The sequence below is a fragment of the Pseudomonas sp. dw_612 genome, assembly GCF_018449725.1.
Lineage (GTDB): Bacteria > Pseudomonadota > Gammaproteobacteria > Pseudomonadales > Pseudomonadaceae > Aquipseudomonas.
On sequence record NZ_JAAVVC010000022.1, the window covers coordinates 30573 to 52716 of the forward strand.

A 22144-nucleotide genomic window follows, 5' to 3' on the forward strand; every position below is an offset into this window, starting at 1 on the left:
ACCGTCATGAACTCATTCAAAAACCTGCTGACCCCGGCGCAAGAACAGCGGCTCTGTGCGCTGGATGCCTGGCACCGTGCGCTCGACGATTGCTCGCTGCGCATGGAGTGTCCCGACGCCTATCATGAGGAGCTGCTGCGCCAGGCGGATGAAATGGATCGCCAGGGCATTGTGAATTGGGAAGAGTGGCGGGACTTGCGGCTGGAGGCGGATGAGGCTTATTTGCGTGCGGTGGCGGGAGGGGATTATCACCCAGCGGTCAGCCGCTAAGGTTTCTGTCCTTTTGGCGCTATCTACTGGCCCGTTTGCGTTAGTCGGTCATCGGATCGTCGCGTTAGAGTGGTCGCCACGTTCCTGGCGCTCCTGAAGGACACTATCGATGACCCGCCCCCGTTTCCTGCCCGACAACTTCACCCTGACCCTGATCAGCGTGGTGATCCTCGCCAGTTTCCTGCCCGCCAGCGGTCAAGTCGCGGTGGGCTTTGGCTGGCTGACCAACATTGCCATTGCCCTGCTGTTTTTCCTGCATGGCGCCAAACTGTCCCGGGAATCAATCATCGCCGGTGCCGGCCACTGGCGCCTGCATCTGCTGGTGTTCAGCCTGACCTTCATCCTGTTCCCCGTCATCGGACTGGCGCTCAAGCCACTGCTGTCGCCGCTGATCGGCAACGATTTGTACATGGGCATGCTCTACCTCTGCGCGCTGCCCGCCACCGTACAGTCGGCGATTGCCTTCACGTCGCTGGCGCGGGGCAACGTCCCGGCGGCGATTTGCAGTGCGGCGGCGTCCAGTCTGTTCGGGATCTTCCTCACGCCGTTGCTGGTGACCTTGCTGCTGGACGTGCACGGTGACGGCGGTTCCACCATTGATGCGATTCTGAAGATCAGCGTGCAACTGCTGCTGCCGTTCGTGGCCGGGCAAATCGCGCGGCGCTGGGTCGGCAACTGGGTGGCGCGCAATAAGTCCTGGCTGAAATTCGTCGATCAGGGCTCGATCCTGCTGGTGGTCTACGGTGCGTTCAGCGAAGCGGTGATCGAAGGCATCTGGCACCAGATTCCACTCTGGGAACTCGCCGGTCTGGTGGTCGTGTGCTGCATCGTCCTCGGGCTGGTGCTGCTGGCCTCCACGGTGTTGGGCAAAGCCTTTGGTTTCAATCAGGAAGACCGCATCACCATCCTCTTCTGCGGCTCGAAGAAAAGCCTGGCCACCGGCGTGCCGATGGCTCAGGTGCTGTTCGCCGGCAGCACCTTGGGCGTGCTGATTTTGCCGCTGATGCTGTTCCATCAGATTCAATTGATGGTGTGTGCGGTGTTGGCGCAGCGCTACGCCAATCGCACGGAAACGGTGGCTGAGATGATGGGCCAGGTGGACCCGTAAGGGCCTGTTGCTTTCGAACTTCAGATCAGGATAACTGTGGCCTTGTCCTGCCTTGAGGTGACGCGCGATGTTTGATCTGCCCTCTATCGTGACGTACGTGGCCGTCGTGATCGGTCTGTTTTTAATCCCTGGCCCCGCCGTGCTGTTGGTCATCACCCGCACCGTGCAGGGCGGGCGTAAAGTCGGGATTGCCACGGGGCTGGGCATTGCATCGGGCGACCTGATCCATACGCTGAGCGCTACACTGGGTCTATCGGCCATCCTGATGACCTCCGCGCTCGCGTTTAACGTCGTGAAGACGGTCGGCGCGTGCTATCTGATTTATCTGGGCGTGCGTGCTTTTCTTGCCAAGCCGAGCGCCACTGCGCGAACGCAATTAGCCGACGTCACATCGACCCAGGCCTTTTTTCAAGCCATCGGCGCCGAGGTGCTGAACCCGAAAACCGCGATTTTCTTCCTGGCCTTCCTGCCTCAATTCATTCACCCGGAGTCGGGTTCGTCCCTGATTCAATTCGCGGTACTTGGCTTGATCTTCTCGGCGCTCAGCGCGGTTTATACCAGTGTTCTTTCGATCACCATTCGGCCGTTGAGCCGGTTGATCAAAGGCCTTGCGAGGCTGCGTCGGTGGGAAGGGAAAATCATTGGGACGATGTTTGTGGGGCTTGGGGTGAAGGTGGCTTTGCAGCAGCGGTAGGGCGGGTTGGGCGGGGTGCTGTTATTGGCCGTTGCTGTCTGTCGTACCTGACGGCTAACGGCAATTGGAACGATGAAAAAAAGCGGAGCCAGACAACCTTTATCGTCTGAACTCGAAGTTGCCACTCCCAACGGCACTATCTGTCGCCAAAAGCAGTTGCTCAAGTAAGGCAACTTTCGTTCTGGTTTATTGATTTTTCGTAATGGCGTACTAGTATCACTTTGAAGTCAACTTCATGACTTCAGGGGCGCTAAATGCAAACGAACTTAAGGACGATTTCTCTCTCTCTGTTCACACTGAGCCTTCTCGTCGGGTGTAACAAAGACAAGGCAGCGGATTCACCTGTGTGGCCATGGGGAGACTCAGAAATAAAGAACCTGCAAGGATGTAATACAGCTTGCTCTACGACCGAGATGTATCAGTCGGTAATTGCTGCTACATCGTTCTGCAGGCAGGTCAGCAATTTCTATGAGGGCACCGGCAACATAAATTCGAGAACGAAGCTCGGCGTAAAAGTTCTCGGTGTCCTTGCCGGCAGCGTTTTTGGAGTTACCGCTGGCGGAACGGCAGCCAAAGCCTGGTCGTCTCTGTCCGGTGCTACTAATGGTATTCAGACTGACCTGGGTGATGAGGCGCTCGTTCGGTCTAATCGCGCTAGAGTCATTAGCGGTTTGCTGGATAAATTTCATACGGAAATCAAAGACTCCCTATCCACTAGCACTATTTCCGATGCGGAGAGAGCTAAGGTTGTGCTCGCGTCCATATCTGTGAGTGGGCGATGCGCAACTTACTCGCAGGAGCTACCACCGGATGAATCCGCGAAGATGGAAGAAAAAGTCGCTGCAATCAACAAACTCGTGAATGAGCAATTAAAGACGCCTGAGCAGCGTGCTGCAGATAAACTGGCTGCCGAAAAAGCAGCTGCAAACTCGGTTGCAGTCGATAAAGCATACGCAGAGTTGAAAGACAAAGAAGCAGCGGATGCTGCCAGGAAGAAAGCTGCGGGCGCAGCGAAGCCGTAAATTTCCAATCGGCCCAACAGCCCGCTTTCGCGGGCTTTTTATTGCCAGGAGAAAATGATTGGCAAGCATAGGGACCAGCTGATTCAGTTCATCTTCTCAACCTTCAACCACCTCGCCGCCGCATCCGCCGTATCTCCCTGCCCGGCACAGACCATCACGTCGAAACCTCCGTCCAGTTCAACGTCGCCGACTCCCGCCATTTCACCTCGGTCAGCCCATACTTTTCCGCCTGAGGTTTGGACACGACTTTCAACGGCGGCCTGCCGGGTTTCGGGATTGGCGCTATGCCCGCATCACAACTCGCCCAGTGCCATGCTTGCGCATTGCTCATGCTTTGCGCGCGGATGATGAAGGACTTTGTTTGCCCGTGAAGCTTGTATTCAATGATGTAAAGATCGGTCTTCATGAGGCCCCCTCCATTTGCTCATAGATAAAGGAGTGGTGGCGTCAGAAAAAAATTCAAAGCGTTTTCAGTTGTTGTTACTTATTGATTTCTGTAGAGAAGATTGCGGGTTTGAAGGCGCTTCTGGACGGTGTCGTGATGGGATAGTTCAATGGCGGTGACTGGCGGCGCGACCCTTATTTATCCCGGAGCTCTACATGAAAATTGGCGTGATTTCCGACACCCATGGCCTGCTCCGTCCCGAAGCGGTTGCGGCGCTGGAAGGCTGTGAACGGATCATTCATGCGGGTGACATTGGCAGCGCGCAAATCCTTGAGCAACTGATGGCCATCGCTCCGCTACACGTCGTGCGAGGCAACAACGACCTGGACGCGTCGTGGGCAAAACAGATTCCCGATCTTCTGCATATCGACGTGAATGGCTGGAAAACGCTGTTGGTGCATGACATTGCCGATGTCCCCGTGGCACTCGATGCGGACGTCAGGCTGGTGATCACCGGCCACTCTCATAAACCAATGATTGAATGGCGGGGAGAGCGGCTGTATCTCAATCCCGGCAGTGCAGGGCGGCGGCGCTTCAAGTTGCCGGTGACCCTGGCGCTGCTTGAGGTGTCGGCGACGTCGATTGAGCCGCGTCTGGTATCGTTGGTGGAATGATCGACCCTGACCCTCTGGCACAAAAAAAGATGCTCAAGATCAACACCGAAATGGCGATGCTCATCGCGATGCTGGCCTGTGCAGGTCAAGCCCTGGGCGCGGGGCTGCCGTCGCCCACCGTCGATGTGCTGGCATGGCCGCGCATGTCGTCGAGCGAGTTTGGTTGCTATATGGAGCAGTCACTCGGGCATCGCGACAAGCGTTTCAATTGCAGCTTGATGGGTTACGAAAATCAAGGCGACCCCTGCAGCAACGTCGATACCTACACAGAAGGCCCGGAATTGCCCGCAAGCCTGGCTGCCAGGATCCATCCCCTCGCGACGCAGGTGCAACTGAGCTGGGAACATGGGGAGTTGCAACAGGTCACGCTTTTGCTCAAGGGAACGCTTAACGAGGCCGAGGTCCGCAATGCGTTCAAATTGCCGCGTGCCGAAGCCTACTTGCTGTCCGAAACAGAGCTGGGGACCTTGCCTGAAAATATCATGGACACCAGCGTTCAATATGAATCGACCCAGGATTCACCGGGCACAGGCCCAAGCGATTCGTCTTCAGGGGTTACGTCGGTGATGCTGACCGGCTTCGATCATATGGGGGCGGGCGATGTCGAGTGCCGTGCCGAAGAATGATATCCCGCGCCAGTTAGATCTTTCGTTGTCGTACAACGGTTTTTCCAACGCATCTGTTGTTCGCGAAGCAAATCACACCATCGAACCCGCCTGCACCCATCGTATTCCTTACAAAACTGGATCTGAATAGACAGGTCGTGTCATGACGAACGGCCATCTTTCAGATTGACAGCCCGGTATCAGCCTCGCTATAAAAGGCACAGTTGTACGACGACAGACGATAGATCGACTGTTGAACCCTAAAAATAAAAAAGAGTGTCGGCCCCATCATGAATCCAACCTGCGTACTCGCCTCCCCGAATGCCGCTCCTCGTGGTTCGCTCCTGACTGCTTGCCTTGACGCACAGTCCGGTCCGTTGCAGGCAACGGTTACAACAAACGCCCCATAGCACTTGCTACAGGTCCAACTCCAGCCACCGGGCGTGGAGAACGTGCACCTGTACTCTCGCAATGACTGTCGAGAGTTCATCACCCTAATCCAATAATAAAGTGATGCTATGAATCTGAACGAGCCCATCAATGCGCAACGTGTCGGCCAAGCCGTAGGCAAATACCGCTGGACGATCTGCGCGCTGTTGTTTTTTGCCACTACCGTCAACTACCTCGACCGCCAGGTGCTCAGTCTGTTGGCGCCGGGGCTGTCGACGGAGTTCGGTTGGAGTAATACCGATTACGCCAACATTGCTTCGGTGTTCCAGTTTGTCTACGCCATTTCCATGCTGTTCGCGGGTCGTGTAGTCGACAAGATCGGCACCAAGACAGCGTTTGTGGTGGCGATCGGCATCTGGTCGACCGGCGCGATAATGCATGCGTTTGCGGTGCCGATGGGCGAGGGGATCGCGGCGGTGTGCAGCGCGTTCGGCCTGGCGGTGATCCCGGTGTCGATCGCCGGTTTCATGTTGTCCCGTGCGGTGCTGGCAATCGGCGAGGCGGGTAACTTTCCGATCGCGATAAAGGCCACGGCGGAATACTTTCCGAAGAAGGAACGCTCGTTTGCGACCGGCATCTTCAACTCCGGCGCCAACGTCGGCGCGATCCTGGCACCGATCTGCGTGCCATTGATTGCAGGCCTGTGGGGCTGGGAAGCGGCGTTTATCGTGATCGGCATGTTGGGTTTCGTCTGGGTGGCGGTGTGGATCGCGCTGTACCAGAAGCCGGAGCAGCAAAAACGCCTGTCGGCGGCGGAACTGGCCTACATCCGCAGCGATGAGCCGGTGCAAGTGATCGCCACCCCGGTGGCGGGCGAGGTGGTCAAAAAGGTTTCGTGGTTCAAGTTGCTGACCTATCGCCAGACCTGGGCATTTGCTTTCGGCAAGTTCATGACCGATGGCGTGTGGTGGTTCTTCCTGTTCTGGCTGCCGACCTATCTGTCGGCGCAATACGGCATGAAAGGCCCGGACATCGTAGTCCCGCTTGCCGTGTTGTACAGCATGACCATGGTCGGCAGCATCGGCGGCGGCTGGTTCCCGAGCTACTTCATGGCTCGTGGCGACAAGCCGTATGACGGTCGCATGAAAGCCATGCTGGTAATCGCACTGTTCCCGCTGCTGGTGTTGCTGGCGCAGCCGTTCGGTTACATCAGTTTCTGGGTGCCGGTGCTGTTGATTGGTGTGGGCGCGTCGGCGCACCAGGCGTGGTCGTGCAACATCTTCACCACCGTGTCCGACATGTTCCCGCAAAAAACCGTGGCGTCGGTGGTCGGGATTGGCGGCATGGCCGGGGGCTTGGGCGGCGTTGTGATGACCAAGATTGGCGGTTGGGTGTTCGACTATTACAAATCGATCAACGATATTCACACCGGCTACATGATCATGTTTGCCATCTGCGCACTGGCCTATCTGGTGGCGTGGAGCGTAATGAAGGCACTGGTGCCGCAGCATAAGGAAATTACTGACCTGTGAAATAGGTCAGTTTGACGGCGGCTGTGCCGCCGTCTTCGCGAGCAGGCTCGCTCCCACAGTTGATCGGTGTTGTTCGCCGCCCCTCTGTAGGAGCAAAGCTTGCTCGCGAAGGCGTCAGGCTTGACCTACCGCGTTATCGTTCTTCGCGGGCAAGCCTTGCTCCTACGCAGATCAAAAGAAGGGACTGGGATCAGCCGATAGCCCGAACACCCGTCTGGAGGTAGCATGACGGGTTATCAGCTCCCATAACCGAGTAACCCAGACCTTGATCGAACGACGCCAATTCAGCGGAGGCATGAAGGGGAAAAATCTCCGCTATTTGAATGAGCAATCTGGCGAGCCTGTGCCCATGGCTCGAACAGGCTTTTTGCTGTTGGAGCATTTCTCGCTGCCGGCCTTCACCCAGGCGCTGGACACGATCGTCACCGCTAACCTGCTTCGCCCCAAGTTGTTCTCCACCCGCACGTTCGGCTTGCACGATGGCGAAGTCATCAGCGACCTGGGCCTGGTCATCCGCCCCGACGCGCGTTTCGACGGTGCCGCGATTCAAGACCTGGACCTGCTGGTGATTTGTGGCGGCTACCGCACCGAACTGAAAGCCAGCGATGAGCTGATCCACTTGCTGAGAAGCGCGGCAGACCATGGCGTGATTCTGGCCGGATTGTGGAACGGTGCCTGGTTCCTCGGCAGCGCCGGTCTTCTGGACGGCTACCGTTGCGCCATTCACCCGGAACATCGCCCCGCACTGGCGGAAATTGCCAAAGCCGCGCAAGTCACCAGCGAACCTTACGTGATTGATCGCGACCGGCTCACGGCGTCCAGTCCCTCCGGGGCGTTCCACATGGCGCTGGACTGGATCAAGGGCCTGCACGACAAGGCGCTCGTCGAGGGCATCGAAGACATCCTGGCGTTCGAAGAATCCCGCTACCGGCGCATCAAGCCGACGGAAAATATCTGCGTGAGCGCACCGCTGCGCGAGGTGGTGAAACTGATGGACGCCAACCTCGAAGAGCCGCTGGAGCTGGAACAACTGGCGGTGTACGCCGGGCGCTCCCGTCGCCAGCTCGAGCGTCTGTTCAAGGAACAACTGGGCACCACGCCGCAACGCTACTACATGGAGCTGCGCATTACCGAGGCCCGTCGTTTGCTGCAACACACCGAACTGTCCCAAGTGGATGTACTGGTTGCTTGTGGCTTTGTATCGCCCAGTCATTTCAGCAAATGCTACAGCTCGTACTTTGGCTACCGGCCTTCCAAGGAAACGCGGCTGGTCAAATAACCCCCGGAGACCCATTGATGTCGGACCGTGAAATCATCATTCCCGAGGCCATGCGGGCCATTGTCGAACGCGCGGGTTATGCCCCTGCGGTCAAGGTCGGCGCCACACTGTACTGTGCCGGCCAGGTGGGTCGAACGCCTGACTTGCAAGTGATCGAGGACCCCGAACAGCAGTTCATCAGCGCTTGGGATAACCTGCGCCAAGTACTCGAGGCGGGCGGCTGCTCCTTCGATGACGTGGTTGAAATGACCACCTATCACGTCGATATGTCGACGCACATGGCGGTGTTCCGGGACGTGAAAAACCGTATGTTTCCTAAAGGGTTATGTGCCTGGACGTGCATCGGCGTGAGTGAATTGGCGCACCCGGGGCTTTTGGTGGAGATCAAGTGCGTAGCGGTGCGGCGAACCTAAGGCTATGCTGCCGCGCAAATCGCCAATAACAACCAACAAATAGTGATGCCATGAGCCAATCACAACTGCATGCGACTGCTTTAGCACTGTATCCAGAGGACTACCGCGAGGCCGCCGCATTCCTCAAACAGGCAGTGCCTCTGATGGTGCGGCACAACATCCCGCCAAACCCGGTGCACTACGCGCTCTGGTACACCTACAGCAAAGGCCTGGAACCGGAGCTCAATCGCCACCTGGACCGGGTCGTCAAAGACTTCGACTACTTCCCTTCGGAGTCCGCATCGAAGCTGTTCCGCGAATACATCATTCGCGATGAACTGGAAGACGCCCGCGCCGGCCAGCAGCAAGCGATCAATCTGGTGGATGGCATGGAGCGAGACGTCTCCCATAGCGTCAGCGGCAGTCTCAACTTCAAGGCCAGTCTCGGGCAATGCCTGGAAATGCTCGCGGAGCCGGTCGACAACCGGTTGCCGGCGATACTCAGCGAGCTGCAACAGAGCACGCAGGCGATGCACGATCAGCAAGAGCGCTTCCTCGCTCAACTGCATTCGGCGCAAAACGAGATCAAAACCCTGCGCGATCGACTGGAGCGCGCCCAGCTCGACGCGACGCTCGACGGCCTAACCCAAGTGCTCAACCGCAATGCCTTCTCGCGCATGCTGGAGCAAGCCTTGAGCACCAATGCGCAGGGCGTCGCGCTGGTGATGCTGGATATCGATCACTTCAAACAATTCAATGACCAATATGGCCACCCGCTAGGCGATCGCGTGCTCAAGCATGTGGGCCAGGTGTTGCGCAGCTCGCTGCCGCCCCAGGCCCTGGCGGCACGTTATGGCGGCGAAGAGTTTTGCGTGATCCTGCGCGACTGCCCCGACCTCAGCGCTGCCCGTGATTTTGCGCAGATCCTGCGGCAGAAGATCCAGGCGCTGCGGATCAAGGCGCGGGGCATGAATGAAGTGTTGGATACCGTGACCGCCTCGTTCGGCGTGGCCATTGCCAATGCGGACGACTCGGTGGACAGCCTGGTGGTGCGTGCCGATGACGCGCTGTATCAGGCCAAGCGCAATGGGCGAAATCAAGTCGTTTGACGGCCAGGGTTCAGCCCCGTGGCTCAGCCACCAACAACAACGACTGCGGCACCGGACTTTGCGGGTGCTGTGGCTCTTGCAGGCTGGCCAGCCGAAAACCGGCCATGTCCAGCGCATTGAGCCAACTGGACAACGTGCGAAAATACCACGGCATCGGCTGCCATTGCCCCTTGAACCCAGCGAACGTCTCTTCACGCCAGCCATCCTGATAGACGCCCGCTGCGGCGCTCCATGGGTGCAGTGTCTGGATCACCAGCGCGCCGCCGGGGGCGAGCAGGGCGTTCATGGCGGTGAGCAGCGGGATGATGTCCTGGTGCAACAGGGCGAAGTTGGCGCAGATCAGGTCGTAGCCGCTGCCGATATCAACCTCGGCCTCCACCAACGCTTCATAGCTCGCCACCTGCACCTGCGCAGAACCCGCCGCCCGCGCCGCCTCGACCAGCGTCGCATCGCCATCCACCCCGACCGCTTCGATGCCTCGCTCCGCCAGCGTGCGCAACAGCCAGCCTTCACCGCAACCCAGATCGAGAACGCGCTCGGGCTGGCGACTGAGCGCCGCCAGCAGAATGGCCTGGTTGGTGACTTGCTGGCGGCTTTCGATCGAACCGCTGCGGATGGCTTCGATCCAGGGTTGAGCGTTGTGATGCCAGCTCTGGAGGAGGGTGGATTCGGGGGCGGGCATGTCGATATCCATGGTGGGTGCTTGTACAAAGGATAGAGGAAAAGGGGACAGATTTATTTTTCCATAGGGCATGTCAGCCGTTCAATATTGATGTCGCCTGACACCCCGCCTTCGCGAGCAGCTCGCTTGTACACACTGAATCGCAGCCAGATCAAATACTGCATTCAACCCAGATCCCCTGTAGGAGCGAGGCTTGCCCGCGAAGAGGCCGGCACATCCAACATCAATGCCAACTGACCCACCGCCTTCGCGAGCAAGCTCGCTCCCACAAGGATCTTCAGCGGTCCCGGGCTTTGCGTACGGCGCTGATCCCCTGTGGGAGCGAGCTTGCTCGCGAAGAGGCCGTCCATTCAATATCGATGTCGCCTGACACACCGTCTTCGCGGGCAAGCCACGCTCCCACAATTGTTCGGTGTCGTTCGCAGGATTGGCGGTCGACACAGATCCCCTGTGGGAGCGGGCTTGCTCGCGAAGAGGCCGGTACATTCAACATCGATGTCGCCTGACACACCGTCTTCGCGGGCAAGCCACGCTCCCACAATTGCTCGGTGTCGTTCGCAGGATTGGCGGTCGACACAGATCCCCTGTGGGAGCGGGCTTGCTCGCGAAGAGGCCGGTACATTCAACATCGATGTCGCCTGACACACCGTCTTCGCGGGCAAGCCACGCTCCCACAATTGTTCGGTGTCGTTCGCAGGATTGGCCGTCGACACAGATCCCCTGTGGGAGCGAGCTTGCTCGCGAAGAGGCCGGTCCATTCAATATCGATGTCGCCTGACACCCCGCGTTCGCGAGCAGGCTCGCTCCCACAATGAATCTCCAGTTGAGTCGGTATTTGATGTGGTTAAACATGTTTTTAATCGAGTGTTTAAGGACACTCGGTGTTACGTCATAAGAGGCTACAACGCCTTGCGCCATTACCTACGCGTACGCCAGAATCCGCTGGCTTGTGCGCTTTAACCCCGGACTCTATCGTTTACCTGCCACTGCCCATCAGTGGTCGGGTTTAGTCGCCCGGTGGTTATCGGTAAGGTGCATAAGCGCCATTCAGTCAGGTCCTTCTATGCCTGCACTTGATGGTGGTTGTGCGCAGGGCGCCCTTGGGCGCGCCGGGCTTGCTGATTCCACCGGTCGACTAACCTGCGTACAGCCGCCACCCTCTTTTAGTCGAGAGCGGTAGCGGCCCCAACTCTGGAATCAGATCTATGTTCAAAGTAACGCCGAATCCCCCCCACACAGGTCCAGTACCCTACGACGCTTCTCTCGATCTTGACCCCAGGAAAATGAAAGAGGCGGCCGACCGCGCGCTCAACTTCTACCTCAACCCCGGGGCACAGAAAGAGCCGATACCGTCCCGCAACCCCAGCAGCACCTTTCTCGTCAATCCTGCGGTGAATGACGAAACGCTGCTGATCCAGGCCTGCGATTCGTTGGCGTCAGCCAACGTCATGGCCAGCGATTTCGCCGACTTGATGGAAGGTCCGCAGCGCAAGAGGATGCTGCTGTTGCAGCAGGTAATCACGATGGGTGAGATAGCGGTCAATCGCGTACTGGATAACCACAAGCCTGGGTAGCAGCCAGGCGCGGCAGTGAGGGGCTTGCTCCTTCACTGCACTTGTTTTTGATGGGGCGAGCCCTGTGACAGGGCTCGCTTCAGTCGCCAGGACTCTTAGTTAATGCGTGGATGCTGTTGCACCAGGTGCTCGCGCTTGGCCTTCAGCGCGGCAATTTCAGCGTCGATGTCTTCAATTTTCTGTTCAATATTGTCTTCATGCTCCTGCAGCAGTTCCTTCGCTTCCTCAAGGTCCGAGGCCGCCGGAGCCGCGCCGCGCAGGGGCATGTTGGCGGTTTCTTTCATGGTGATGCCGGTGACCAGGCCCACCACGGCGATGACCATCAGGTAGTACGCCGGCATGTACAGGTTGTTGGTGCTTTCCACCAGCCAGGCCACCAGAGTCGGTGTCAGGCCCGCGATCAGCACGGACACGTTGAACGCACTGGCCAGCGCGCTGTAGCGGATGTGGGTGGGAAACATGGCCGGCAGGGTCGACGCCATGACACCGATGAAGAAGTTGAGCACCACGGCAATGATCAGCAGGCCCGAAAAGATTAATCCGAGCTGACCGCTGTTGATCAGCATGAACGCCGGGATGGCCAGGCAGAACAGCGCGACGCTGCCGAACAGGATGAAAGGCCGGCGGCCGATTTTGTCGCTGATAAAGCCAATCAGCGGCTGTACGAACAACATGCCGACCATGATTGCGATGATGATCAGCACGCCACGGTTTTCGCTGTAGTGCAGGTTGTGCGAAAGGTAGCTCGGCATGTAGGTGAGCAGCATGTAGTAAGTGACGTTGGTGACGGCCACCACGCCGATGCAGGTCATCAGGCTGCGCCAGTGTTTCGTGGCGACCTCCTTGAAGGATACTTTCGGGCCGCGCGCCAACCCTTCGCGGTCGCCTTGCTCGAGTTTTTCGACATGTTGCTGGAAGGCCGGGGTCTCTTCGAGTGCGTTACGCAAGTAGAGCCCGATCATGCCCAGGGGCAGGGCGAGGAAGAACGGCAGGCGCCAACCCCAATCCTGGAATTGCTCTTCGCCGACCACCGCAGAAATCAGCACCACCAGACCCGCACCGAGGACAAAACCGGCGATTGAGCCGAAGTCCAGCCAGCTCCCGAGAAAGCCGCGCTTGCGGTCCGGGGCATACTCGGCGACGAAGATCGAAGCGCCGGTGTACTCGCCGCCCACCGAGAAGCCTTGGGCCATCTTGGCCAGCAACAGCAGGATCGGCGCCCAGATGCCGATCGAGGCATAGGAGGGGATCAGCCCGATCGCGAAGGTACTGAGGGACATGATCACGATGGTGGCCGCGAGGACTTTCTGCCGTCCGTATTTGTCACCTAATGCGCCGAAGAACAGACCACCCAAAGGACGGATCAGGAAGGGCACCGAGAAGGTGGCCAGCGCGGCGATCATCTGCACGCTGGGGGACGCATCGGGAAAGAACACTTTGCCCAGCACATAGGCGACAAAGCCGTAGACGCCAAAGTCGAACCATTCCATGGCATTGCCCAGCGCGGCGGCGGTGATCGCCTTGCGCATCTTGGCGTCGTCGACAATCGTGATGTCGTCCAATCCGATGGGATTGACGGTTTTCTTGCGTGATTTCATCCGGATTACTCAGTCGCTGATCCATTTCGATGCCATTGTTTTAATGGCATGCGCTCTTTGGTTCAGATGCATGAGGACACTAAATAATTCACCGACCACCGATTTTTAGTTGGCGCTACACCGTGGCGGGATGCGCGAGTCGATCGCCACCCAGCGAATCACGCTGCATCGATTGCAGGTTTTTCTCGATGGTTTCGCACAGGGCTTCCATCTGGATCTGGTGTTCGCTGTCACGGAACGGGCTTTGCAGATCGGTGCCGATGCGTTCGATGGCCAGCAGCATGAAGCCCACCACCGTCGAGGCTAGCGGGGTAAACCAACCCAGGGACTCCACCAGCCCCACCGGCACGATCAGGCAGAACAGCGAAATAAACAGACGCGGGAAATAGACGTAAGGGTAGGGCAGCGGCGTATTGGCAATCCGCTCCATGCCGCCCTGGCTGTTGGACAGGTCAACCAGGGTCGTTTCGAGCCGCGCCAGGCGAATGCTGTCCAGGTGCCCGGTCTTGTATTCCTGGGCCAGCAGTGCCGCGGAACCGTTGAGGATGTCATTGGCAAAGTTATTGGTGGTGGTGCTGCGCGCGAACTCCCCGGCGGGAATGAACGCGCGTACCTCGTCCGGGCACGGCTGGCCCCGCAGGTGCGCCGCCAGGCAATTCACGTAGGCCACGTGGCGCCGCAGCAACGTGGCCTTCATCGGATTGATCTCATTGCCCCGATCATCCACCAACGTCAGGACCTGCCGCGCAAAACTGCGGGAATTATTGACCATCGCCCCCCACAACGTGCGCGCCTCCCACCAGCGATTGTAGGCACTGCTGTTGCGAAAACTGATCAGCACCACCAACGCTGAGCCCAGCAACGTCAGTGGCATCAGCGGCAGGGTGATCTTGCTGTCGAGAAACAGCATGAAGTCCGCGGTGACGGCGATATCCCAGAGCAATAGCCAGAACAGGGCCCAGCCCACATAACCCATGGTCTTGATGATCAGGTGGTATTTTTTGATGATGGCGGCTTTCAAACGACGACCTCGCGGCGAGTGTTGGGCATTAATGCTCTAACTCGGACGGTGTTTGTGGGGTAAAGGTTCGGTGGGCAAGGCGATGGACCCGGCGGCGATACAAACGTAACCTTGCCCGTTCGCTGACCCAAACAAGACAAAAATCAGGAGTCATTGATGCAACCGATCCGTCTCGGTCTGGTGGGCTACGGCAAGATTGCCCAGGATCAACACGTCCCCGCGATCAACGCCAACCCCGCGTTCCAATTAGTGTCTGTCGCCACCCAAGGCCAACCGTGTGCCGGGGTTGAGAACTTTCAGTCCCTGAGCGAACTGCTCGAAAACGGTCCACCGGTCGATGCGATTGCGTTTTGCACGCCGCCCCAAGGACGCTTCGCCCTGGTGCAACAGGCGCTGGGCGCTGGCAAACACGTGCTGGTAGAAAAACCGCCGTGCGCCACGCTGGGTGAGGCGATGGCGTTGGTCAATCAGGTCGCGGAGCAAGGCGTCAGCGGTTTGTTCGCCTGGCACTCACGCTACGCGCCCGGTATCGAAGCCGCCCGTGACTGGCTGGCCACCCGTACCCTGCAAAGCGTACAGATCGACTGGAAGGAGGACGTGCGCAAATGGCACCCCGGCCAGGCGTGGATTTGGCAACCCGGCGGCCTGGGCGTGTTCGATCCCGGCATCAATGCTTTGTCGATCGTCACCCATCTGCTGCCGTTGCCGCTGTTTGTCGAATCCGCCGAACTGCGCGTGCCCAGCAACTGCCAGTCGCCGATTGCCGCGGACATCAAGATGTCCGACGCGCGCCACCTCGATATCCGCGCGGAATTCGATTTCGACCACGGTCATGACGAACTCTGGAGCATCGAGATTCGTTGCACCGAAGGCGTTCTGCGCCTGGACAACGGTGGCGCACTGCTGAGCATCGACGGCGTGCGCCAAGCGGTGTCGGAGGAGGGCGAGTACGCGGCGGTGTATCGGCATTTTCAGCAGTTGATTGGCGACAAGGCCAGTGATCTGGATCTGCAGCCGTTGCGGTTGGTGGCAGATAGCTTTTTTGTGGGCAGTCGGGCGCTGGTCGAGGCGTTTTACGATTAAGAAAAAGGGAACAGTCGTGTTAATGCCGATCAGTTAAGCCGTCACTCAACCTGTAGCAGCTGGCGAAGCCTGCGTTCGGCTGCGCAGCAGGCGTGAAATCGGGCAGCGCGGTGGTTCAGAGAGTACGTGTACTCAGGGTTCACGACTGCTTCGCAGCCGAACGTTGCCTCGCGTTGCTCGTCAACTGCTACGCAGTGCGTGTTTCGTCTGAAATTCTCTTAACTGACTGGCATTAGACAGCTCGTGCCCCCTATTTTTAACGCAGTATTCAACCGCGAATAAACGCCAGCAAATCGGCGTTGATCTGATCCGCATTCGTCGTCGGCATTCCGTGCGGGAAGCCGGGGTAGGTCTTGAGCGTCGGATGCTTCAACAGTTTGGCCGACAGCGGCGCCGAATCGGCGAACGGTACGATCTGGTCATCCTCGCCGTGCATGACCAGCGTCGGCACCTGTATCGCCTTCAGGTCTTCGGTGAAGTCGGTTTCGGAAAACGCCTTGATGCAATCGTAATGCGCTTTTGCGCCGCCCATCATGCCTTGCCGCCACCAATTGTCGATGACCCCTTGCGAGACGTTGGCCCCGGGCCGGTTGAAGCCGTAGAACGGCCCCGCCGGCACGTCCACGTAAAACTGCGCACGACTGGCGATCAGCGCCGCGCGGAACCCGTCGAACACTTCCAGGGGTAACCCGCCGGGGTTTTTTTCCGACTTGACCATGATCGGCGGAACCGCGCTGATCAGCACAGCCTTGGCCACCCGTCCCGGTTTGGCTCGCGCGGCGTAACGTGCAACTTCACCCCCTCCGGTCGAATGGCCAACATGGATCGCCCCCTTGAGGTCGAGCGCATCGGTCAGCTCGATGACGTCGGCGGTGTAGGTGTCCATTTCGTTGCCTTCCCAGGTTTGGGTCGAGCGTCCGTGCCCACGCCGGTCGTGGGCGATCACCCGGTAGCCTTTGAGCAGGAAGAACATCATCTGGTTGTCCCAGTCATCCGCGCTCAATGGCCAGCCGTGGTGAAACACAATGGGCGTGGCCTCTTTCGGCCCCCAATCCTTGTAGAAAATCTCGGTGCCGTCTTTGGTCGTAATAAAGTTCATGGTGTGTATCCCCTCGCGATTGGGTGGGTGTGGGACGTGCAAAAGGAAGCGGGCCCGCGGTCGTGCACAACGGGTCACGAGCGGGCTTGGTCAGTGTAGAAGACGTATAGGGAGGGGCACTTTCAGGCGATAGGTGGGGCAGGGGCGTTACAAAGCGGCCATTAATAGAAGGCAGTTATTGGCGACGAGGCTGTACTAAAGGTTTCGGTTATCAAGCCGACTCAAATGAACTTGTACTTAAACAATCGACGAAGGACCGTCCGTGAATTCCCCTCGCTATTCCTTGGCCTCCGACGACAACGGAGCGCCGTCGCAGCCACGCCGCAATAACTTCAACATTTCGCTAACCCTACAAAAATACGCGCCCGCTATCGCCATGAATTCGCGGCGCGCCAAGGAGCTGTTTGCTGTGAGATTACTAGTTCGCCTGTCGGGTGCTGTCCTCGCTGTGTCCCTGACCGGTTGTGCCTTGCAAGGCAATGGGATGGCCGATTATTACAAACGTGTCGCTGCCGAGCGCGCGGTCGAAGATCAAGCCATGACGAGTCGTATAAAAACCCTGCCGTTGCCGCTGGACAGCACGTTCGGACTCGGCCGAACCGCCGTGGTCACGCTGAATGTACCCGCCGAAGGCGCCGCGCCAGCTACCCAGGGCAGGCTTTTCGCTGACTGCGATTCGGCGAAAGTATCCATGACCTATCGACGCGCAAAGGACTCGAACAGTTCTTATTCCCTGCCCGCAGACCCCGCAGGGAACATCGCCCGGCAGATGTGCCAGGCCGTCCGAAACAGCGCCTGGAAGCAACTGCCCGGCGACAGCGAAGACCTCTTGTTGCTGGACCCCGGCACCCTCGGCCTGGACAACGCCCAACGTTCCATCTGGGCGGGCATCGACTATGGCCGCACCCGCCTCGATGAAAACGAAGGGACGCCTTACGACCGCCAGTTAGAGCATATCAAGGTCGACTGTACTGCCCACCAGGCCAGCAACCGCCAGGTCTATCGTTTAAGCGGCCAGAGTGTGCTGCCAGCGTCCATCCAGCCGCTCGACAGTGCGTTGGACAACGCCCAACGCACCCGATTGATTGACGCGGTGTGCGCCGATCCCGCCAAACTGGCGCAACTCGCCGCCCCAGTCATGCGCAAAAAATTACCGCCGACCCTGCGCACACCTGAGATTCCAACCTCACTGCTGGCACAGGTCAGCGAATTGCCTCAGGGGCAACCGAGCCACACGCTCAGTCACTTGCAACTCACGTACAGCGCTTCCTCTCCCGTCGTGCCCGGCGCGGTGATCAAAGACAGCCCGATGGACCTGTATCTGCAACCGGGACCGGCCCGTGGACTATGGCGGCAGCAGGCGGTGGGTGCCTTGGGCAAAGAGTCGGTGAGCATCCGCTGGCGCGGATTGATCGAACTGGCCGCGACCAGCAGCGATCAACTCGCTGACAAAACTCGCCAGTCGAGTACGCTCAACAGCATCGAACTGGAGGGCGATTGGCAAAACCTCAAAACCGGGACGGCAATTGCCTACAACAAGAGCTTTACTGACAAAACGGGCAAACCGTTCGTGCAACATTTTAAGTGTTCGGTGGGTGAATCCTTTCCGGCCACCCAAAAAGTCGCCTCGCTGCAAGGGATGGCGCGCAATGTTTCTTGCACCGCCAACAACGGGCTGAAGACCGATAGCGTTTACCTCTATCTGGAGGCCTATGACCTGTTCGTGGAAACCTCTGAGATTTCCATGCTCATGGCCCAGGTCAAAACGCTTAAGGCGGCGGAATAGGGCGCATCACCGCACAAGGAAGCCGAGAAAACCATGACCGACCGCATGCAACTCCATCGAGACGGCTACGCACTGCTCCGTCGAGCGATCCCGACCGAATGGCTGGGTGACCTGCGTGCCGTGTTCGATACGGGTGTGAAGCCGTCGGAGCAATGGCCAGTGCCGCGCGGAGTGGGCTGGCGCTATTCGATGCTGGACGATGATTCGGCGGTTCAGGCGGTGTGTTGTCTGCCCGCGGTACTGGCGGTGGTCGGTGAGTTGATCGGGGAGCGGTTTTTTCTCTCGCAGGTGGAAGGGCGCGAGCCCCTTGCCGGGGGCGGCCATCAAGTGCTGCACCGCGACTTGTCGGCCCAAAGGCCCGGCGACATTGCCATTGCCCTGGCTTTTTTCGACGATTATGGCCCTGGGAACGGCGCGACACGGATCGTCCCCGGCAGCCATCGCCCCGAGCCAGGAGCGCCGCCATTCGATTCAAATGACGAGTCACGGTCCGTACAGCTTTCAGGCTCGGCCGGAGACATTTTAGTGTTCGATGTCGATTTGGTGCATGCGGGCAGTCTGAACTTGATTGGCGCCCGCCGCCGCTCGATTCTGATCAGCTATTTTTCGGAACTGCTGTACGCATCGCACCTGGAAACAGTGGGGCTGCGCAATGTTCAGATGGATACGAGTGGGCGTTTCGAGCCTGCGGATTTCGTCCTCCGTTGACTCTCGCATTGACATATCGATAAATCTCGATATTCTCGGCGCATGGAATTACTCGAAATATTCAAAGCCCTCTCAAATCCTACGCGCCTTGAAATCCTGAAAGGCTTGAAGGACCCCGCAAAGAACTTCCCTCCACAGGATGAAGGTGACGTTCTCACGGTGGGGGTGTGCGTCAGTAGTATTCAAGAAGGTATCGGGCTGTCGCAGTCAACGGTGTCTGGCTATCTTGCAACGCTGCAGCGAGTGGGCCTGGTCGAAGTCAGGCGCATCGGTCAGTGGACCTACTACAAGCGCAATGAAGCAACCATCAGTGCACTGGCCGAGATCATCGGGAAAGATCTGTAATTTTTTTACCCCTATCATATCGAGATATCTCGATATCCCTTTTTGTCGATACGAGGATTTACCATGAAAGCGATGATGCTTAACTCATTTGGCGGCCCGGAATCGTTCGAACTCTGCGACGTGCCCAAGCCCGTGCCGCGTGCGGGACAAGTCCTGGTGCGGGTCCACGCAACCTCCATCAACCCTTTGGATTACCAGGTTCGACGTGGCGATTATCCCGACCTGGTGCCATTGCCAGCCATTACCGGACACGACGTATCGGGCGTTGTCGAAGCAGTCGGGCCGGGGGTGACGGCCTTCGTTCCAGGAGACGAAGTCTGGTACACCCCGCAAATATTCGACGGCCCAGGCAGTTATGCCGAGTACCACGTTGCGGCCGAAAGCATTGTCGGGAAGAAGCCCCTATCACTGAGCCATCTTGAGGCGGCAAGTCTGACCCTGGTTGGCGGGACGGCGTGGGAAGCACTGGTCGTGCGTGCGGCGCTCAGAGTGGGGGAAAGCATCCTCATACACGGCGGCGCGGGGGGAGTCGGTCATGTGGCGATCCAGCTGGCAAAAGCCATGGGTGCAAAGGTGTACACGACCGTGCGCGAGGCAAACGCCGAGTTCGCACGCAGCATGGGTGCCGATGTGATCATCGACTACGAAAAGCAGGATTACGTCGACGCCATCCTCCGGGAAACGGGTGGTCGCGGAGTCGATGTCGTGTTCGACACCATCGGCGGCAACACACTGTCGCGTAGCCCCGACGTGCTCGCACAACTTGGCCGCGTGGTCACGATTGTGGACATTGCACAGCCACAAAACGTCGTTCAGGCCTGGGGCAAGAACGCGAGTTATCACTTCGTTTTCACAAGACAGAATCGCGGCAAGCTGGATGAGCTGAGCGCATTGGTCGCGCGCGGTCAGCTGCGGCCACACGTTGGCGCTGTCTATTCGCTTGCCGACATCGGGCTCGCCCATGCCCGGTTGGAAAGTCCCAACAACGGCCTTCAAGGAAAAATCGCGATTGCCGTCGAACCCTCGCTCATCTCGTAAGTGCGTACTTTTAACCGTTCAAGTCCTATCAGAGGAACGCCCCATGATTTATGAGATCGCTCTACTCCCCGTCCACAAAGAACGCATTGAAATGTTCAGACGTGCATTTGCCGAAGTCGCTCCTTTGCTCACCCGCGCAAAGGGCTACGGCGGCCACTTGCTCGCGCAAGGGATTGAAACCCCCCAGCTATTCAACCTGATAGTGCGCTGGGCTTCACTTGAGGATCACACGCCGGGCTTCGAAGAGAGCGAAGACCATCGGCTGTTCATGCAGGGCCTGGAGGAATATTTTTCGGAGGAACCGAAGGTCTACCATATTGAAGGGGCCGCTTTTTCTGCTGGCGAACAGGATGATTCGAACAGCACCGTCAGCATGGGTAATGCTGGAGTCTCAAGCGGTTTGTGGCTTTAAAGCAAATTGGCCGTTGTCGGAAATAGGCAGGCCAGGCAACTCGGTCTGAGGAAGCTAGGGCGTAAAGCCCTAGCCGATCGCAGATATCATTTTTTCTTTTTCGCCGGCTTTTCTGACTTGTCTGATTTCTTGGCCTTTTCTGGCTTGCTATCAGCTTTTTTTGCAGATTTCTTTAGTTCGGCTTTCTTGTCTTTCTTATCGGAAGATTTCGAAAGAGCCGACGCCGCCGCTGATTTCTTTGCAGGTGATGACTTTTTGTCTTTCAAATCCTTGCTGGCTTTCGAAGCTTCACCTTTGCTTTTCTTCTCGTCTTTAGCCACGTTGACCACCTCTCGAAGTATGCCGGTATTGGCACGTCGCCTGTGCGATTGTCCACAAGCTAATCATTAGGCGAGCGCGTCCGGCAGCGGTTCAAATTCTTTTAATACGTTGAGACAGGTTTTGGAGGGTGCACCGATATGTCCTGAGGTCTGGACACAACGATCATTTATAGTTCAGAAAAAAGTGAAGTTAAGTCGGGTATCGGATAGCTTGCTGACCTCGAAACCCGACGTGTATTCATGGAGGAAAAATGCGGATTTACATAACAGGGGCTTCGTGTGCGGGCGTGACCACTTTGGGTCAAAACCTCGCAACTCTGCTCGGTGTACGACAGGTCGATGTCGATGATTTTTTCTGGATGCCCACCAGCCCTCCTTTTACGACCAAGCGACCTGTCAATGAGCGCGTGTCACTGATCCAACAAACACTCGGTGACGACAATTGGGTGCTGACCGGCTCTGCGATCGGTTGGGGCGATGCGCTGTTTACCGATGTCGATCTGATTGTGTTTGTTGTGACTGCAACCCCCGTTCGCCTTGAACGGCTGGCCGCACGAGAAAAGGAGCGCTTTGGAGATCGGATAGCACCGGGTGGTGACATGCACGGGATACACGTCGCTTTTCGGGAATGGGCCTCGGAGTATGACAACCCGAACTTTTCGGGACGCAACCGAGCGTGGCATGAGGCGTGGCTATCAGAGCAAACGGCTCCGGTCTTGCGGATTGACGGGATAAACACTGCTGAAAGGATGGCGGCGGATGTGATTCATGCGTTGTCGCCAGTATCGCAATAGTTCGAAATCGGGAGGGCAGAGGAGGACTCTCAAGGCGCTTAAGTGAACTTCCCTTTGGGCCGTTTTCAGCGGGTCATGCCAAGCTCGATGCAGCGGCTGCATGGGCGACCGCCAGTACCAAGCGCTTTCCGCCGAGTGCTCCTGTTTCAAATGTATGGCAGCGGTGTGCATCCATTTTGCTGGGTGGCAAATTTTATGAGTGAACGCTAGTTCTACCTTCAGAG

Annotated in this window: 24 protein-coding genes; 18 read left to right on the top strand and 6 right to left on the bottom strand. The window is 58.1% G+C overall.

Going from position 1 to position 22144, the window contains the following annotated elements:
• Window positions 1-6: 6 nt before the first annotated feature.
• The 4 genes from HB680_RS26285 (at window position 7) to HB680_RS26300 (ending at window position 3094) form a co-directional block, all read left to right on the top strand.
• Window positions 7-270, top strand: a complete 264-nt coding sequence (locus HB680_RS26285) for a hypothetical protein (protein ID WP_213941323.1) — start codon at window positions 7-9, stop codon at window positions 268-270.
• Window positions 271-379: 109 nt separating this feature from the next.
• Window positions 380-1378 (top strand): bile acid:sodium symporter family protein, encoded by a 999-nt coding sequence (locus HB680_RS26290; protein WP_213941324.1) that lies wholly within the window; start codon window positions 380-382, stop codon window positions 1376-1378.
• Window positions 1379-1445: 67 nt separating this feature from the next.
• Window positions 1446-2072: a LysE family translocator gene (locus HB680_RS26295; RefSeq protein ID WP_213941325.1), complete on the top strand. Its 627-nt coding sequence runs from the start codon at window positions 1446-1448 to the stop codon at window positions 2070-2072.
• Window positions 2073-2326: 254 nt separating this feature from the next.
• A complete protein-coding gene (locus HB680_RS26300) occupies window positions 2327-3094 on the top strand; it encodes a hypothetical protein (RefSeq protein ID WP_213941326.1) in 768 nt (255 codons plus the stop codon).
• Window positions 3095-3248: 154 nt separating this feature from the next.
• Here the strand turns inward: HB680_RS26300 and HB680_RS26305 are convergent, their stop codons facing one another.
• A complete protein-coding gene (locus tag HB680_RS26305; protein ID WP_213941327.1) occupies window positions 3249-3500 on the bottom strand; it encodes a DUF6555 family protein in 252 nt (83 codons plus the stop codon).
• 194 nt (window positions 3501-3694) lie between these two features.
• Between HB680_RS26305 and HB680_RS26310 the strand changes: the two genes are divergently transcribed.
• The 6 genes from HB680_RS26310 (at window position 3695) to HB680_RS26335 (ending at window position 9460) form a co-directional block, all read left to right on the top strand.
• Window positions 3695-4153, top strand: coding sequence for a metallophosphoesterase family protein (locus tag HB680_RS26310; RefSeq protein ID WP_213941328.1), 459 nt, complete (start codon window positions 3695-3697; stop codon window positions 4151-4153).
• Complete coding sequence (locus HB680_RS26315; protein WP_213941329.1) at window positions 4150-4779, top strand: hypothetical protein; 630 nt, start codon at window positions 4150-4152, stop codon at window positions 4777-4779. The genes HB680_RS26310 and HB680_RS26315 overlap by 4 nt, the downstream gene beginning before the upstream one ends.
• Window positions 4780-5276: 497 nt before the next feature.
• Window positions 5277-6680: an MFS transporter gene (locus tag HB680_RS26320; RefSeq protein ID WP_213941330.1), complete on the top strand. Its 1404-nt coding sequence runs from the start codon at window positions 5277-5279 to the stop codon at window positions 6678-6680.
• A 295-nt stretch (window positions 6681-6975) separates the two neighbouring features.
• Complete coding sequence (locus HB680_RS26325; RefSeq protein WP_213941331.1) at window positions 6976-7959, top strand: GlxA family transcriptional regulator; 984 nt, start codon at window positions 6976-6978, stop codon at window positions 7957-7959.
• 17 nt (window positions 7960-7976) lie between these two features.
• Window positions 7977-8372, top strand: coding sequence for a RidA family protein (locus tag HB680_RS26330; protein ID WP_213941332.1), 396 nt, complete (start codon window positions 7977-7979; stop codon window positions 8370-8372).
• 50 nt (window positions 8373-8422) lie between these two features.
• Complete coding sequence (locus HB680_RS26335; RefSeq protein ID WP_213941333.1) at window positions 8423-9460, top strand: diguanylate cyclase; 1038 nt, start codon at window positions 8423-8425, stop codon at window positions 9458-9460.
• 10 nt (window positions 9461-9470) lie between these two features.
• On the opposite strand, the gene HB680_RS26340 is transcribed toward HB680_RS26335, so the two are convergent.
• Window positions 9471-10142, bottom strand: coding sequence for a class I SAM-dependent methyltransferase (locus HB680_RS26340; RefSeq protein ID WP_213941334.1), 672 nt, complete (start codon window positions 10140-10142; stop codon window positions 9471-9473).
• Between the two features lie 1205 nt (window positions 10143-11347).
• On the opposite strand from HB680_RS26340, the gene HB680_RS26345 reads away from it, so the two are divergent.
• Entirely contained in the window at window positions 11348-11716 is a 369-nt protein-coding gene (locus tag HB680_RS26345) for a hypothetical protein (RefSeq protein WP_213941335.1), read from the top strand.
• 95 nt (window positions 11717-11811) lie between these two features.
• Here the strand turns inward: HB680_RS26345 and proP are convergent, their stop codons facing one another.
• Window positions 11812-13314 carry a glycine betaine/L-proline transporter ProP gene (gene proP, locus HB680_RS26350; RefSeq protein WP_213941336.1) on the bottom strand — a complete coding sequence of 501 codons (1503 nt, stop codon included), beginning with the start codon at window positions 13312-13314 and terminating at the stop codon, window positions 11812-11814.
• A 115-nt stretch (window positions 13315-13429) separates the two neighbouring features.
• On the bottom strand, window positions 13430-14335 hold the full coding sequence (locus HB680_RS26355; protein WP_213941337.1) for a bestrophin family ion channel: 906 nt from the start codon (window positions 14333-14335) through the stop codon (window positions 13430-13432).
• 156 nt (window positions 14336-14491) lie between these two features.
• On the opposite strand from HB680_RS26355, the gene HB680_RS26360 reads away from it, so the two are divergent.
• Window positions 14492-15418: a Gfo/Idh/MocA family oxidoreductase gene (locus HB680_RS26360; protein ID WP_213941338.1), complete on the top strand. Its 927-nt coding sequence runs from the start codon at window positions 14492-14494 to the stop codon at window positions 15416-15418.
• A gap of 268 nt (window positions 15419-15686) precedes the next feature.
• Here HB680_RS26360 and HB680_RS26365 read toward each other — a convergent pair whose 3' ends face one another.
• Window positions 15687-16517 carry an alpha/beta hydrolase gene (locus HB680_RS26365; RefSeq protein ID WP_213941339.1) on the bottom strand — a complete coding sequence of 277 codons (831 nt, stop codon included), beginning with the start codon at window positions 16515-16517 and terminating at the stop codon, window positions 15687-15689.
• Between the two features lie 262 nt (window positions 16518-16779).
• Between HB680_RS26365 and HB680_RS26370 the strand changes: the two genes are divergently transcribed.
• The 5 genes from HB680_RS26370 to HB680_RS26390 all read left to right on the top strand — a co-directional run bounded on the left by HB680_RS26370 (window position 16780) and on the right by HB680_RS26390 (window position 20806).
• Complete coding sequence (locus HB680_RS26370; protein WP_346657419.1) at window positions 16780-18303, top strand: hypothetical protein; 1524 nt, start codon at window positions 16780-16782, stop codon at window positions 18301-18303.
• Window positions 18304-18336: 33 nt separating this feature from the next.
• Window positions 18337-19011, top strand: coding sequence for a phytanoyl-CoA dioxygenase family protein (locus HB680_RS26375; protein ID WP_213941340.1), 675 nt, complete (start codon window positions 18337-18339; stop codon window positions 19009-19011).
• 42 nt (window positions 19012-19053) lie between these two features.
• Window positions 19054-19356: a metalloregulator ArsR/SmtB family transcription factor gene (locus HB680_RS26380; protein ID WP_123509004.1), complete on the top strand. Its 303-nt coding sequence runs from the start codon at window positions 19054-19056 to the stop codon at window positions 19354-19356.
• Between the two features lie 63 nt (window positions 19357-19419).
• Window positions 19420-20394: a zinc-dependent alcohol dehydrogenase family protein gene (locus HB680_RS26385; RefSeq protein WP_213941341.1), complete on the top strand. Its 975-nt coding sequence runs from the start codon at window positions 19420-19422 to the stop codon at window positions 20392-20394.
• 43 nt (window positions 20395-20437) lie between these two features.
• Window positions 20438-20806: an antibiotic biosynthesis monooxygenase gene (locus HB680_RS26390; protein ID WP_213941342.1), complete on the top strand. Its 369-nt coding sequence runs from the start codon at window positions 20438-20440 to the stop codon at window positions 20804-20806.
• An 86-nt stretch (window positions 20807-20892) separates the two neighbouring features.
• Here the strand turns inward: HB680_RS26390 and HB680_RS26395 are convergent, their stop codons facing one another.
• A complete protein-coding gene (locus HB680_RS26395) occupies window positions 20893-21135 on the bottom strand; it encodes a hypothetical protein (protein ID WP_213941343.1) in 243 nt (80 codons plus the stop codon).
• 242 nt (window positions 21136-21377) lie between these two features.
• On the opposite strand from HB680_RS26395, the gene HB680_RS26400 reads away from it, so the two are divergent.
• Window positions 21378-21920 (top strand): adenylate kinase, encoded by a 543-nt coding sequence (locus tag HB680_RS26400; RefSeq protein ID WP_213941344.1) that lies wholly within the window; start codon window positions 21378-21380, stop codon window positions 21918-21920.
• The last annotated feature ends 224 nt before the right edge of the window (window positions 21921-22144 follow it).

What these genes read in the sequence shown, in the direction of transcription:
- HB680_RS26325 (WP_213941331.1), top strand. Translation starts at nt 6,976, where the DNA reads ATGAAGGGGAAAAATCTCCGCTATTTGAATGAGCAATCTGGCGAGCCT.
- HB680_RS26295 (WP_213941325.1), top strand. Translation starts at nt 1,446, where the DNA reads ATGTTTGATCTGCCCTCTATCGTGACGTACGTGGCCGTCGTGATCGGT.
- HB680_RS26375 (WP_213941340.1), top strand. Translation starts at nt 18,337, where the DNA reads ATGACCGACCGCATGCAACTCCATCGAGACGGCTACGCACTGCTCCGT.
- HB680_RS26320 (WP_213941330.1), top strand. Translation starts at nt 5,277, where the DNA reads ATGAATCTGAACGAGCCCATCAATGCGCAACGTGTCGGCCAAGCCGTA.
- HB680_RS26360 (WP_213941338.1), top strand. Translation starts at nt 14,492, where the DNA reads ATGCAACCGATCCGTCTCGGTCTGGTGGGCTACGGCAAGATTGCCCAG.
- HB680_RS26290 (WP_213941324.1), top strand. Translation starts at nt 380, where the DNA reads ATGACCCGCCCCCGTTTCCTGCCCGACAACTTCACCCTGACCCTGATC.
- HB680_RS26315 (WP_213941329.1), top strand. Translation starts at nt 4,150, where the DNA reads ATGATCGACCCTGACCCTCTGGCACAAAAAAAGATGCTCAAGATCAAC.
- HB680_RS26285 (WP_213941323.1), top strand. Translation starts at nt 7, where the DNA reads ATGAACTCATTCAAAAACCTGCTGACCCCGGCGCAAGAACAGCGGCTC.
- HB680_RS26365 (WP_213941339.1), bottom strand. Translation starts at nt 16,517, where the DNA reads ATGAACTTTATTACGACCAAAGACGGCACCGAGATTTTCTACAAGGAT.
- HB680_RS26380 (WP_123509004.1), top strand. Translation starts at nt 19,054, where the DNA reads ATGGAATTACTCGAAATATTCAAAGCCCTCTCAAATCCTACGCGCCTT.
- HB680_RS26305 (WP_213941327.1), bottom strand. Translation starts at nt 3,500, where the DNA reads ATGAAGACCGATCTTTACATCATTGAATACAAGCTTCACGGGCAAACA.
- HB680_RS26400 (WP_213941344.1), top strand. Translation starts at nt 21,378, where the DNA reads ATGCGGATTTACATAACAGGGGCTTCGTGTGCGGGCGTGACCACTTTG.
- HB680_RS26340 (WP_213941334.1), bottom strand. Translation starts at nt 10,142, where the DNA reads ATGCCCGCCCCCGAATCCACCCTCCTCCAGAGCTGGCATCACAACGCT.
- HB680_RS26390 (WP_213941342.1), top strand. Translation starts at nt 20,438, where the DNA reads ATGATTTATGAGATCGCTCTACTCCCCGTCCACAAAGAACGCATTGAA.
- HB680_RS26345 (WP_213941335.1), top strand. Translation starts at nt 11,348, where the DNA reads ATGTTCAAAGTAACGCCGAATCCCCCCCACACAGGTCCAGTACCCTAC.
- HB680_RS26310 (WP_213941328.1), top strand. Translation starts at nt 3,695, where the DNA reads ATGAAAATTGGCGTGATTTCCGACACCCATGGCCTGCTCCGTCCCGAA.
- proP (WP_213941336.1), bottom strand. Translation starts at nt 13,314, where the DNA reads ATGAAATCACGCAAGAAAACCGTCAATCCCATCGGATTGGACGACATC.
- HB680_RS26335 (WP_213941333.1), top strand. Translation starts at nt 8,423, where the DNA reads ATGAGCCAATCACAACTGCATGCGACTGCTTTAGCACTGTATCCAGAG.
- HB680_RS26330 (WP_213941332.1), top strand. Translation starts at nt 7,977, where the DNA reads ATGTCGGACCGTGAAATCATCATTCCCGAGGCCATGCGGGCCATTGTC.
- HB680_RS26385 (WP_213941341.1), top strand. Translation starts at nt 19,420, where the DNA reads ATGAAAGCGATGATGCTTAACTCATTTGGCGGCCCGGAATCGTTCGAA.
- HB680_RS26300 (WP_213941326.1), top strand. Translation starts at nt 2,327, where the DNA reads ATGCAAACGAACTTAAGGACGATTTCTCTCTCTCTGTTCACACTGAGC.